Source organism: Clostridium sp. L2-50, from assembly GCF_000154245.1.
Classification (GTDB): domain Bacteria; phylum Bacillota; class Clostridia; order Lachnospirales; family Lachnospiraceae; genus Coprococcus.
On record NZ_DS480320.1, the window covers coordinates 15236 to 28637 of the forward strand.

The 13402-nt window shown below is 41.7% G+C and carries 10 protein-coding genes; 1 reads left to right on the plus strand and 9 read right to left on the minus strand.

Annotation, left to right across the window (positions count from 1 at the left end; genetic code table 11):
• Nucleotides 1–30: 30 nt before the first annotated feature.
• Nucleotides 31–900 carry an AraC family transcriptional regulator gene (locus tag CLOL250_RS07245; RefSeq protein ID WP_008401627.1) on the plus strand — a complete coding sequence of 290 codons (870 nt, stop codon included), beginning with the start codon at nt 31–33 and terminating at the stop codon, nt 898–900.
• Here the strand turns inward: CLOL250_RS07245 and CLOL250_RS07250 are convergent.
• From CLOL250_RS07250 to CLOL250_RS07290, 9 genes are all read right to left on the minus strand, one after another.
• Nucleotides 893–1549, minus strand: a complete 657-nt coding sequence (locus CLOL250_RS07250; RefSeq protein WP_008401628.1) for an HAD family hydrolase — start codon at nt 1547–1549, stop codon at nt 893–895. The two genes, CLOL250_RS07245 and CLOL250_RS07250, sit on opposite strands and share 8 nt — an antisense overlap.
• A 26-nt stretch (nt 1550–1575) precedes the next feature.
• The gene (locus CLOL250_RS07255) at nt 1576–1923 is read right to left on the minus strand and encodes a type II toxin-antitoxin system RelE/ParE family toxin (protein ID WP_008401629.1); all 348 of its coding nucleotides are present in this window, start codon (nt 1921–1923) and stop codon (nt 1576–1578) included.
• Nucleotides 1920–2240 carry a type II toxin-antitoxin system RelB/DinJ family antitoxin gene (locus tag CLOL250_RS07260; protein ID WP_008401631.1) on the minus strand — a complete coding sequence of 107 codons (321 nt, stop codon included), beginning with the start codon at nt 2238–2240 and terminating at the stop codon, nt 1920–1922. Before CLOL250_RS07260 ends, CLOL250_RS07255 begins: the two co-directional genes overlap by 4 nt.
• A gap of 188 nt (nt 2241–2428) precedes the next feature.
• Nucleotides 2429–4672 (minus strand): protein translocase subunit SecDF, encoded by a 2244-nt coding sequence (locus CLOL250_RS07265; RefSeq protein ID WP_008401632.1) that lies wholly within the window; start codon nt 4670–4672, stop codon nt 2429–2431.
• Between the two features lie 20 nt (nt 4673–4692).
• Nucleotides 4693–6057 (minus strand): thioether cross-link-forming SCIFF peptide maturase, encoded by a 1365-nt coding sequence (gene scfB, locus CLOL250_RS07270; RefSeq protein ID WP_008401633.1) that lies wholly within the window; start codon nt 6055–6057, stop codon nt 4693–4695.
• 103 nt (nt 6058–6160) lie between these two features.
• Entirely contained in the window at nt 6161–6310 is a 150-nt protein-coding gene (gene scfA / locus CLOL250_RS07275; protein WP_008401634.1) for a six-cysteine ranthipeptide SCIFF, read from the minus strand.
• An 86-nt stretch (nt 6311–6396) separates the two neighbouring features.
• On the minus strand, nt 6397–6759 hold the full coding sequence (locus CLOL250_RS07280) for a TIGR04086 family membrane protein (RefSeq protein WP_008401635.1): 363 nt from the start codon (nt 6757–6759) through the stop codon (nt 6397–6399).
• Between the two features lie 116 nt (nt 6760–6875).
• Entirely contained in the window at nt 6876–7532 is a 657-nt protein-coding gene (locus CLOL250_RS07285) for an HAD family hydrolase (RefSeq protein ID WP_008401636.1), read from the minus strand.
• Between the two features lie 64 nt (nt 7533–7596).
• Nucleotides 7597–13398 (minus strand): Ig-like domain-containing protein, encoded by a 5802-nt coding sequence (locus tag CLOL250_RS07290; protein ID WP_044945491.1) that lies wholly within the window; start codon nt 13396–13398, stop codon nt 7597–7599.
• Nucleotides 13399–13402 lie beyond the last annotated feature (4 nt).

The window sequence follows — 13402 nt, forward strand, 5'->3', positions numbered from 1 at the left end:
ACAATCCTACAAATAAAGGAGAGCTTCATCATGTATATAAATACCGGATACCTGAATCATTCCTATCTTGATTTCAAGGACAAGCGCAGACCGCTTATTGTCGGAAGCTGCGGAACATACCGCTTAAGTGGCGACCCGAAGATGCCTACCTATCGTCCTAAGGGCAGACAGGACTACCAGATCATCTATATCGCATCCGGGCTTGGACATTTTCATTTTGATAAAGCTGAGAATGAGACGATCGTTCCTGCTGGCAATATGGTACTCTACCGCCCGAAGGAACTACAGAAATATGAATATTACGGTGCAGATAAAACAGAGGTTTACTGGATTCATTTCACCGGCTCCGATGTGAAGAATCTTCTGAGGAAATATGGATTTAAAGATAACCGGAGAGTATTCCCTGTCGGTTCCTCTCTGGAATATGAACATATATTTAAACAGATCATCCTGGAGCTGCAGCGTTGTCAGGATGATTATGAAGAAATGCTGGCTTTACTGCTGACCCGCCTTTTAATCGTATTCAAACGGGAGCTGTCACGCGAACATATCCTGAAAAATGAATATCTGGATCGTGAAATGGACTATGCAGTTTCCTACTTTAATGAAAACTATAATAAAGACATCAGCATAGAACAATATGCCGAATCAAGAGGAATGAGCGTGAGCTGGTTCATACGGAATTTCAAGAAATACACCGGCATGACCCCAATGCAGTTCATCGTGTCCCGCCGGATCAACAACGCCCAGCTTCTCTTAGAACAGACGAACTATTCCATAAATGAAATAGCCAGGATCGTAGGATATGATGATCAGTTATATTTCAGCCGGCTGTTCCGGAAACAGAAAGGCTTCTCTCCCTCTCAATATCGGAAAAGAGGGATAGAAGCTATTAAATAAAAAACAAATATTTCTCTACTTCGGTCAGGGAATCCAGAATGACATCCGACAGCTCCTGCATTTCTTCCGTGACCGGTGCAAGATCCGGCACCATGATCGGATGCAGTCCCGCTGCATGTGCAGAACGGATACCATTATAAGAATCCTCTATGGCGTATGCCTGCTCCGGCATCACATGGATCTGTCTGCATGCTTCCAGATAGATATCTGGCTCCGGTTTGCTCCGCTTTACCATATCCCCGCAGATTACCCGATCGAAATACGGAAGGATACCTGCATCCCGAAGCTCCTGTTCGACAACTGCCTTTCTGGTAGACGATGCCAGCGCAACCTTTCTTCCATTCTTCTTTAATGTCTGCAACAGACCGGTAACTCCCGGCTTCATCGGAAGCTTTCCTCCCGCCGCCTGTTCATGGAACAGTGCCGACATCTCTGCCTTATACTCATCATAAGGGAAATCTGCTCCATACACCCCAAGCATCAGTTCCTTTGTCGCATCCTTATTCAGTCCCAGACATTTGTGACAGGTGTCTTCTATGTTTTTGATTCCATATTTATCTGCAACGACCTGCCAGCACTTTATAACCAGCAGCTCCGAGTCGAATATAACCCCATCCATATCAAATATAACCGCTTCAAATCGTTTCATTGTTCTCACCAAACCTTTTCAATATTTTACTCATTCCAGTAATCTAATGTTTCCTGCTGCACAGTCTCAATCCCAAACAATTTCCACATAAAATCTTCTCTTTCATGATAAAGATTAACTATACGAATACATTCATCCTCTATACGATAAAATACATAATTATGAGAAATAAAAAGGAACCGATAATCTGTATCTACACCAAACATCTGTGAAACTGCCGGTCCCTTTTTTTCATTCGTGCCAAGCTCCCTTATAGCATCTGTTATTTTCTTAACTATTTCTATTGCTTTGTCCGCCCCATAACTTTGTGTAATAGCCTTTTTTAATTCTCTCAGCTTGTCTGCTGCGTCCGGCGTATATTTTATTTTTTTCAATCACGCACCCCCAATTCTTTCTCAAGATCATCTGCATCAATCCAGCCTTCCGCATCCGCACGAGCTTCTGCACGTTTCAAATCAAGCATTACCATAGCCAATGCCTGTTCTTTTAGTGCTTCCTTACTGTTCGTAGTCACGATAAATGGCAAACCCTCGACATTCAAGGACTGTTGAATAAATGTATTAAAAGCATCTGTCAGTGTCATACCTGTTTTTGCATAAATATCTTCAACGGCTCTCTTTATCTCAGAATTCATTCTCACCTGAAAGGTCGAATCCTTTGGTGCCATTGCAACATTTAAATTTGTGTTCATATCATACACCTCCTTTGTTTCAACATATCACAGCTTTTATCATCTGTCAATACATTGTCATTACGTCATCATTGCAGATTAAGTTTTATAATACACGATGTAATTTTTCCTATAACACAACAAAAAAAACAGACAAATATGTAAATCCTACATACTTGTCTGTTTTTCATTCGATCGGCAACAGATAATTACTGCGCCTTTGCTGTTTTCTTCTTCTCTACTGCTTTCTTATTGTTCTTGCCATTCGCAGCATCCTTCTTCTTACCAAATCCGGTCTTGAAGTAGTACCACAATGGACCAGTTACACAGATAGAAGAATAAGCACCGATTACGACACCGGCCATCAGAGTAAATGCGAACTCTTTGATCGCTGCTACACCCATTACATATAATACGAAGATCGTAACAAATGTTGTTAAGGATGTATAGATATTTCTGGTGATCGTCTGATTAATACTTAAATTAACAATCTGCTTGTAATCTTTCTTTGTTCCTGCATTTGCGATATTCTCACGGATACGGTCGAATACGATGATCGTCGCATTGATCGAGTAACCGAAGATTGTCAGCATACATGCGATACAGGTATTACCAACGGATAACCGAAGTAAGATATACAGAACAAATACCATAGCTACATCATGGCAAAGGGCTAATACCGCACTTACACCAAACTTCACATCCTTGAAACGGATTACAATGTAGATCAGCATCAGAACGGCTGCAAGTGCTACAGAAAGGAATGCATCCCTTGTCATATCGCTGCTGGCTGAACCACTGATATTATCGGAATTTGTTACTGTCGCACCGAGCTTCTCGCTGAGTGCAGCTGTTACCTTTGTCAACTGAGAATCATCACCCTGAGTCGTAAGCTCTGTGGTCTTGAATACGATCTCATTTGTACCGGAAACAGTCTGAACAGAGATATCTGCCTCACTGATGCCTGCTGCCTCAGCGATAACAGGAACAATGTCCTTCTCTGCCTCAGATAATGAATATGCTTTGTCAAATTCTGCTGTGATTGATGTACCACCTGCAAAATCAATACTTAAATTCAATGCACTTCCCTTTGTCTTTGCAAAGATCGGCATAAAACAGAAGCCGATCACGATGACAAGAACAGAAGCGATAATACAATATTTACCACCCTTTACGAAGTTGACCTTGCCTGGCTCTTTTGCCTTGCCAAAGAACTTCACATCATTTACACCAAGTGTAACAAGTGCATTTAATACAAGCTGTGAAACAACAAGTGCTGTGAATACGGATAATACGATACCGATTGCCAGCGTGATCGCAAATCCCTTGATCGTACCGGTTCCGAAGATACCAAGCACAAGTGCTGCGATCAGGGTTGTCACGTTACCATCGATGATCGCTGATAACGCATTATGGAATCCGGCTTTTACAGACTGCTTAACAGAAGCACCTGTTGCCAGTTCTTCTTTAATACGTGTAAAGATAACGACGTTCGCATCGACCGCCATACCTACAGAAAGGATGATACCTGCAAGACCCGGAAGTGTCAATGTAACATTGAACAGGTTCATAACAAGTAAGATCATAAATGTATAAAGTGTCAATGATAATGATGCGATCAGACCCGGAATTCTGAATACGCAGATCATGATAATGAAGATACAGATAATACCAATGATACCTGCTTTGATCGTTGTTGATACTGCTTCTGAACCAAGAGTTGCTCCGACGATATTAGAACGTACCTGCTTCAGTGTCAGTGGCAATGCACCGATACGGATCGTAGTAGCAAGGCTGTCTGCCTCTTCATATGTTGAAATGCTGTTGATAACAGCGTTTCCGTCTGTAATTGCCTGCTGTACAGTTGGTGCACTTACAACTTCACCATCATATACGATATAGACGATCTTTCCTACATTTGCTGTTGTTACATCTGCAAACTTCTGAGCACCTGCTGTTGTGAATGACAACTGTACTACATTGTCATCACCGGTCTCTGTAGAATCAATCTTGGCATCTGCACCCTTAATATCATCACCGGTAAGAGCTGGAGTATAATCCTTGCCCTGTGACCATAATTCATAATTCTCAGGATCTAAGAACTCTAACTTACCTTCGATACTCAGGTCTTCCAGAATTGCATCTGCATCTGTTACACCCGGAATCTCGGCAGTGATCTTACCATTTCCCTCTGAATATACGTTATGCTCTGTTGTATGGGAATCAATACGTTTCTGCAGCTTATAGATCGTATCCTGAACATCTGCATCACTGTAATCCTCATCCTGAATCTCATAGGTTACACTTAAGCCACCCTTCAGATCAAGTCCAAGGCTGATATACTTTGCTTTTCCTCTGTCGCCTACACCAAACAATGCAACGTAGATGGAACCCGCAAGCACAAGCAGGAACAGGATCAATACCCATATGGCTTTTTTTCTTGCTTTCTTCATCTTATTTACCTTTGTCCTCCTTATTGATTTTCTTCTTCATCTGCTAATGCGGCTTTGATCATGATCGCACATTCGATACGCTTTTTCTGAAGTTCACATCCGATATCATACGCATCTAATATATTCCCATGGAATTTATATGAGTTCGCCGCACAGCCACCGCTACAATAGAATCTTGCAAAACAGTCCTTACACTTGTCCTTTGCATAGACATTGCAGAGCTTAAACTCATCAACAAGTTCCGGTTTCGTAATACCTTCATTTACATTTCCGATGCAGAACCCATCCTCACCGACAAACTGATGGCACGGATAAAGGTCGCCCCATGGTGTAACTGACAGATATTCTGTACCTGAACCACACCCCGACAGACGTTTGGCCACGCATGGTCCCCCTGTCAAATCTATCATAAAGTGGAAGAAATTGAAGCCCCTTCCTTCTTTATGTCTTTTGATCATCTCTTTTGCAAGGATATCATACTGATCTAACAGATACGGAATATCCTCTTCCTTTATCGCATAAGGCTCGTCCGGCAGAGATACAACCGGCTCAATGGAGATCTGGTCAAATCCAAGATCTGCCATGTGTAATACATCCTTTGAAAAATCCAGATTGTTATGCGTATAAGTGCCTCTTACATAATAACTCTTTCCGGCACGCTTCTTTGCAAATTCCTGGAACTTTGGAAGTAACAGATCATAGCTTCCCTTTCCATTTCTGGTCGGACGCATGTAATCATGAATCTCTTTTCTTCCGTCGATGGATAATACGACATTTGCCATCTCTTTATTGGCAAATTCCATTACCTCATCATTTAACAACACACCGTTTGTTGTCAGTGTGAAACGGAATTTCTTATTATGCTTCTCCTCCAGGCTTCTTCCATATCGAACGGTCTCTTTTACGACATCCCAGTTCATAAGTGGCTCACCGCCGAAGAAATCGACCTCAAGATTTACACGGTTACCGGAATTGGCAACGAGGAAATCCAGAGATTTCTTTGCTATGTCAAGTGGCATCAGACCTCTGTCACCCTTGTACTCACCTTCTCCTGCAAAACAATATCTGCATGCAAGATTACAGTCATGTGCAATATTGATACACAGAGCCTTTACCACTGTTTTTCTCTTTTTAAAATCAATGATATAATCTTTGAATATGTCTTCTGTAAATAGTGTTCCGTCTTCTACCAGGCCGGTTACCTCGTCATAGGCTTCCGATACTTCATCCTTATCATAGGATGGCAGCAATTCCATTACCTGCTCTTTTGTATGATTTTCGTAATTTGCAATAATATCATACACAAGGTCATCCACTACGTGAACAGACCCACTACATACATCGAGTACGATATTATATCCATTACTTTTGTACTGATGTACCATACAAATTCTCCCATCTTGTGAATTAATTTTTCTGACACGCAACGAAAGAGGACTGCCATTTGTTTGACGGTCCCCTTTGTGGTTGTCTGTCTACAATGATCTCTTACTTGTTCTCAGCATTCTCACAGCTCTGATTTCCGACTGTGCATGATGTCTTACAAGCTGACTGACATGATGTCTGGCATTCGCCGCATCCACCTTTAACCATTGTGTTCTTCATTGTTCTGTTTGTGAGTGTCTTTATTCTCTTCATAGGTACACTTCTCCTTTTTATGTCATATAGCGAAATTATAACACAACATGCTTTAAAGTCAAAGTATTTTTACGAAAAACTTGTCTCTAACCTAGCATTCCGCCAAGCATTCCGGCTGCGAGACACAGGATCACATTCGTTAATGTTCCTCCGGCAGAGATGTGGATCGTACCGTTCATAATGAAAGATACAATACCGATCACCAGCACATAGCACACTCCGAGCATCAATCCCCAGATATACTTTTGCTCCTTCACCATCTTGCCGGTAAGAAAACCGCCAAGGAACACAGAGATGCCATGAATGATGATAATACTCAGATGAATCGCCGTTTCACCCAGCCCCAGCTTGTACATGAGGAGTGCCGTTACAAGCAGCAGGATCGCTGTTATTATGTAAGATACCGCAAGTGCCTTTAACAGGCTGAAAATTTTCTGTCCTGTAATCATAGAAAAACCTCCTGACACTACTATATGCCGAAAGGTTTCCTTTCATTCCAGAGATCAGCCTCTATTCTGCTATATCGATCATTTTCAGATGTCATTTTCGAAGTCAAACTGCTTCATCAGTCTTCAAATAATTCCGTCAGTTCAAATATATCGTTGCTGATACGGTCTGCTTTCTTCTTTGTTTCCTCATCCGGCTGGATCAGATCGATCACCATAAGGGTATACAGTCCTGCATCGTGGGAGGCTGTCACACCATTAATGGAATCCTCTACTCCAACTGTCTCCTCCGGCTTCGTACCAAGCTTCTCACAGGCTTTCAGATAGATGTCCGGGTATGGTTTTCCACGCTCGATCTCATCCCCACAGATCACATCATCAAAATACGGAAGCAATCCGCTTCGAATCAGTTTATCCTCTGCCCGTTCCCGATCCGTCGAGGTTGCAACCGCCATCTTGATTCCTCTTGCCTTTAAAGTCTTTAGTGTCTCGATCACGCCATGCTTTAATTCAACGCCATGCTCATTCAGATATGCTTCGACCATATCCACTGTGCGTTGTCTGAATGCAAGATAGTCAAAATCTTCGCCCATTTTTTCTTTCATCACATGCGCATTTGTCTTCTTGGTTCCACCTGCCATCCGGTCACAGATCTTCGACATCTCATTCTCCGGGATACCGATGGACAATCCATTCTTCAACCAGCACATTCTGTATACCTTCTCGGAATCGATCAGGACTCCATCCATATCAAATGCTACCGCTCTTAATGCCATTTATGTCACCTCATTGAAAGACCACGCCTGTTTGGGCGTGGTCCCTTTCTTTCTATGTTTTAATTTACTGCTGTGCTTTCTTGCGCTTTCTGAGTATGATCCAGATTATGATTCCTGCAAGAATAAGAACTGCAAGAATGATCAGAATGATAACAACCGGTGAAAGCTTCTGTCTTAGCTGGAAGGAGAATACTTCTCCCGTCTCAGCATCAAAAGTTGATGATACGTTACCGGCCGCATCTGCTGCTGTTACCTTCACTTCATATTTTCCATAATCAGATACCTGGAAGTCATATGAATTTGTATCCTTATACAACGTTGGATCAATAGTCTTGCCATTGATCACAATCTCCGTGATCGTATCATCCGGGTCTTCCAGTCCGATCGACATTGTAAATGGATTTCTTACAACGCTCTTATCGTCCACACCACTTATAATGATTCGAGGTGCAGTTCCGTCATAGGTGAAATCAAATGTATTCGTAGTCTTATGTCCGACCTCATCTGTTACTTCAATCATCATCGTATGATATCCGTCTGTCAGATCGGAGAAATCAACGAAGTCGATTCCATCCAGCTTAACACTTGCTGTAAATACAGAAGTATCATTTACAGTCCAGAATGCATCATAGCCTTTATCCTTGATATCCGAGAAATCTTTGCTGTTCAGCAACAGATCTCCATTCTCATTTCTACGGGCTGCAAAGCCTTCCATCTTCTCTGTATTCTCAACCGATGGCGGGGTATTATCTACCGTGAACGCCATACTGTAATCCTTTGCCTTATTACCAATCGCATCCTGTGCTGAGATCTCAACTGTATAGACACCATCATCTTCAAACCGCTGGCTGCCTCTGCTGACCTCAGAACTGCTGCTGAAGTTCTTAAAGTAGCCGGATGATACATCTTTACCATCCTTATGAACGGTGATCGATACTTTATTTGTAGCAAAGAATGTCTCCTTTACTTCCAGATTCATATCTACATAGTCTTTTGAATCATCAGAAGCACCACCGACGATCTGGTATTCGCTTATATTTGACTTCTTGCTGTTTACTGCCGTTACAAATAACTCAGGCGCATTCTTATCTACCTTGAATGTCTTCGTTACGGCAGCCGCTGTATTGCCAACCATATCCTTTGCATTAAATGTGATCGTATATTCACCATCTTCTGTAAAGGAATATGTAGCTGTATGTGGATTACCACTTGAGAAATTGCCTGTATTCAGTGTAGCTATATTTGTTGTTCCTGCTCCGTCTGTCTTCTTTGTGATAGTTGCCGTAACATCTGTACTGCCAAGTGACGAACCATCATAAGAAAATGGGAATGCCTCATTTACGGAAAGAGTCGCTGTACAATCCGTTGTCTGAGAATCCGCAACACCTGTAATTGACAGAACCGGTGCGGTCTTATCGATTCGGAAGGTTACATTTTCTGCAATCTTCTTATTTCCGGCTTTATCCTCTGCAGATACGGAAATCTCATAATCACCTTCATCGGTAAATACAAGATCCGGATTTGCGGTAGTTGTCTTCCAGATTTCTTTTCTGTAATCCTTATTATATACAACTGCTCCGGAAGCATCCTTCCTTATCACATGTACGATGTATTCTTTTCCTTTATAATTATCTGCAATATTTACATTTAAGGCTACATTCCCATTGTTCAGCTTGCTTACGGTCGCTATACCGATCGTCGGAGCCGACTTATCAACAATGAAGCTAACCTTATCTTCCGCAAGGTTTCCGAATGCATCCTCTGCTTTAATCTTCAGGTTATAGATGCCTTCTGCATTTCTCTTAACCTCGAATGTACCATCTGTACCATTTAAGACAAATACATCATCCGCATCTCCGTTCACAGATTTATTCTTATCAGAAACTGTTATCTTATGCTTCTTTTCAAACTGCTCTTTTACATTGATCTTGAATCTTACGCCCTTGTTATAATATCCGTCATTCTCATCCGGATAAGGTGTGATCGTAATCTCCGGTGCTGTTCCATCCACTTTGAATTTGGATGCATTCTGATCATAGATCACTTCATTTCCGGCCTTATCTTTTCCGACCACTGTGAAATAATATGAACATGCCTTGCCATCCATCTCATCACAATTAGCGGTTGCCGTCAGCTCATTTGCACTGGTCTGCTTTACTTTAACGGTTTTCTTCTTATACTTTGTGCCATTGTAGTATTTATAATGCTGAATAACAGTGAAGTCATCCTTATCAAGTGCCTCATTATCTGTAATTGTGATCGCAACCTCTGTACCTGTCGACAAACCATCTTCCGGCACACCATCAATCTCTGCCTCCGGTCTTTCCTTGTCGATCGTGAACTGCATCTCGGTTACGGCATCTTCATTGCCTGCTCCGTCTACTGCAACGACAGTCCAGTCATAGAAGCCTGCCTTGCTTGCAGAGAATTCAAATGTCTTCTCACACAGATCGTCAAGTGTATATGTCTTGATCGCTTTCTTCTTATAATCAGAAGCCTTTGTTGCAAGATCATAGTCTTCTGTATTCAGAAGATATACAACCGTTCCAAGTGCAAATTGCTCTTTTACATTTGCTTTAAATGTAACCTTATCATTGTAATAATAATCTTTTTCCTCTGATACGATATCCGGTGTTACTGATATCTCCGGATTCATATCATCGTAATAGAAGGTCTTACTTGTTGTGCTTGAAACATTCCCTGAATTATCAGTTGTTTCCACATTGAAATAATATTTCATCGGCTTACCGTCAATAACCTCACAGGAATTAACAGTTGCCTTTGTTGTCTTAATATCTGTATTTTCCGAAAGAACAGTTAGCTGTCCCTTTGTACCGTCATAAGTTTCATAGTATTCAGTAATCTTTACCTTATCAGCGCTGATTCCATAATCATCTTTTACATTGATCGTGATCGGATGTTTTGAATCATTTCTGTATATTCCATTGTCAGGAATACCGGTAAAGCTGATATCTGCAGGCTTTCCGTCGATCACAAAATGACAGGTCGCTGTATTCACATTTCCGACTTCATCATATGCGTATACTGTCACTTCATACGTGCCGGCTTCACTATATGTAAATGCTGCAGATGCATTCTTACTTGCTGTTACCTGCTGTTCCTGCTCAGCAACTGCCTTTCCATCGCAGATTGCTTCCGCGTTAAATGATGTAATGAAATGGTTATCCTCCGCTGATGCACTTACCGTAACCGCCGAACCATTCCAGTAGCTCTTAAGATTCAGACTTCCGTCATCTGCCATATCGGCGATCGCAACGCGATCAGGGCTAATGCTGTCGATCTCAAACTGATATGGAATACCTTCATCAGAAACATTCTTTGATATACCGTTTCCAGCCATATCATCGATATAGAATGTGATCGTATATGGCTGATTCTCCTGAATACCTGCTGTCAATTCAAACGTCTGCTCTAACTCTTTTTTCGGATCCGTCGATAAGTTTTCAGACACGATCTCCTGTCCGTTCTGATCTGTAATCTTATAACTCCTGATTGCAATGCTGTCCTTTGCAGCTATCTTGATCTTAGGAACTGTAGTTTTTGAATAATAATATACATTATCGATACCGGCTTCATAGTCTACAAATTCCATCGTTGTAACAGATGGAGCACTCTTATCGTACGCGATCGTACAGCTCTTTTCTGTTGTATTTGCATCACTCTCAAGATCTATATAATGATGCTTTGTCTTGATATTGAAAGAATAGACTCCTTCTTTTTGTAATGTATAAATAAGAGTAAGGGTTGTATTTATACCGGAACTATTCTTCGCAATCGTCGGTGTGATCTGTTCACCTGTAGTACCTGTTACATCCGAATCCCTTCTTACCACATTACTGATCACATCGTTCTGATCAAGATCAAGTCCTGTAACCTTGTATGTTACTGTAACATTATTGCCACCTGTATATACAAGATCGGAGAGATCTAACGGTGTACCATCCGCATTTGCCGTAATTTCGTCCGTAAGTGTTTCATTATTTACGATAACCGTAAACTTCTGTGCAGCTTCATTTCCGGCTTTATCTGTGACAGTCACAACGACATCATATACGCCTGCATCTGCAAGTGTCAGAGTGTTGTCTGCCGCTAATGCTTTCTCACTTCCGTTTACTGTAACCTTTGTACTTGCTACGCCACTTCCTGTTCCGACATCGTTTCCCGGATCTGTAGCTGTAACAGTCAATGTCTCTCCTGTTGCCCCGCTTACTACATATTTCTCATCCTGTGCTACAGCTGCATTCTTAACTGCACTCGTTACTGTTACTACAGGCTTTGTTGCATCCAGATTAAATGTGACATTTTTGATGCTGTCCAGTTCCATACGATTCGTTACTGCATAAGAGATTGTATGTACACCATCTTCCAAATCTACTGTATCACTATCCCAATCTGTATATGTATAAGTATATTTATTTCCATTTGCGGATACTTCTATATTCCTATCAAACGGTGCGCCATCAAATGTTGCTACAACAAAGTCAATCGGTGAATGATTTTCTTCTGTCTTTACATTCTTAACTGCAAGTCTGCTATACCATCTATCAGAATTATAGCTGTATGAACCAAGGCTTGTAGATGCGGATACTGATGTTCCCTGATATGTGTTTACAACACCACTTACGAAATCCGGTTCATCATCATCGATAAATACGATCGCACCGTTTTCGTCAAATGTATATGTAGAGACTTCTGTATAGTCTGAATCGCATACACTGATCGCAACTTTATAATCTTCTCCGGTTGCTGAAGACTTCGGAATCGATACACTTGCTTTATAGCAGCCTGCATCTACATCCTCTGTCATATCTGCTTTCTGCCATTCTCCCCATACAGCACCATTTGCCAGTCTGTATTTCAGGGTCAGCGGCATAAGGCTTCCATCTACTGTCTCCTTTGCAGAGACAGTTACTTTGATCGAAGCATCTACCTTATTCAGAAGTTCCTGAATCTTGTCTCCAACCTTCTTTACCGTTGTATTCTCACTTGCTGTTACATCTGTAATCTGAACTGTCGTTGGATAAAGGATCTTTACAGCCGATACACCAGACTCTCCGCCGCGGTTTGTAACCGTGAATTCATAAGTTCCGGCTTCATTAACTGTTAATGCATAATTACCATCGTCATCTGCATCTATGATCGTCTCTGCACCACCATCCACAGTATAAGCTACCTTTGTGATATCAGCAGGGTCTTCTGATTCCTGACGGATATATGTATCATCTGTACCATCAGCAATCGCCAGCTTAATATTGACAGATGATCCCGGTTTTGCATAATAATAACCTGTTTTAGCGATCAGCTCATCGCTCTCTGTTACAGACGCCTGAATCGTCGGAACCGGTACTGCCGGAACCGGATCATTACCTTCGTCACTATATACGGCAACGATACCGGCAAAGTCATATATGCCCTCTTCCTTCGTTGTCTTATATACAGCGAACCGGTACTCATCATCCACCGTTTCAACCTTTACTTTTTTGATCTTGGACGCTTTCTTTGGTGCATCCTTCTCATCTGCATCACAGGAAGTTGCTACCTTCTGATCCTCATTAGCATCGTCAGCATCGAGTGCTTCCATCAGATAGTCGCCCTTAAATGTAACTGCCGACTCTAACGGAACCGTAATCTCAATCTCCTTAACACTGTCAATCTTAACGCTTCCGTCTTTTGCTTCTTTATACTTTACTTTCTTTGGAATATAATCTTCCAGATCAATGACCTCTTTTGAGAACTCATCTTTCGCCGCTATTCCAAATCTGTTATCTATCGCCACCAGTGACAACAGCATAACAGCCGTCATGACCAACGCGATCAATCGATGCAAATACTTATTCTTTTTCATATTG

What these genes read in the sequence shown, in the direction of transcription:
- CLOL250_RS07245 (WP_008401627.1), top strand. Translation starts at nt 31, where the DNA reads ATGTATATAAATACCGGATACCTGAATCATTCCTATCTTGATTTCAAG.
- CLOL250_RS07250 (WP_008401628.1), bottom strand. Translation starts at nt 1,549, where the DNA reads ATGAAACGATTTGAAGCGGTTATATTTGATATGGATGGGGTTATATTC.
- CLOL250_RS07260 (WP_008401631.1), bottom strand. Translation starts at nt 2,240, where the DNA reads ATGAACACAAATTTAAATGTTGCAATGGCACCAAAGGATTCGACCTTT.
- CLOL250_RS07265 (WP_008401632.1), bottom strand. Translation starts at nt 4,672, where the DNA reads ATGAAGAAAGCAAGAAAAAAAGCCATATGGGTATTGATCCTGTTCCTG.
- scfB (WP_008401633.1), bottom strand. Translation starts at nt 6,057, where the DNA reads ATGGTACATCAGTACAAAAGTAATGGATATAATATCGTACTCGATGTA.
- scfA (WP_008401634.1), bottom strand. Translation starts at nt 6,310, where the DNA reads ATGAAGAGAATAAAGACACTCACAAACAGAACAATGAAGAACACAATG.
- CLOL250_RS07280 (WP_008401635.1), bottom strand. Translation starts at nt 6,759, where the DNA reads ATGATTACAGGACAGAAAATTTTCAGCCTGTTAAAGGCACTTGCGGTA.
- CLOL250_RS07285 (WP_008401636.1), bottom strand. Translation starts at nt 7,532, where the DNA reads ATGGCATTAAGAGCGGTAGCATTTGATATGGATGGAGTCCTGATCGAT.
- CLOL250_RS07290 (WP_044945491.1), bottom strand. Translation starts at nt 13,398, where the DNA reads ATGAAAAAGAATAAGTATTTGCATCGATTGATCGCGTTGGTCATGACG.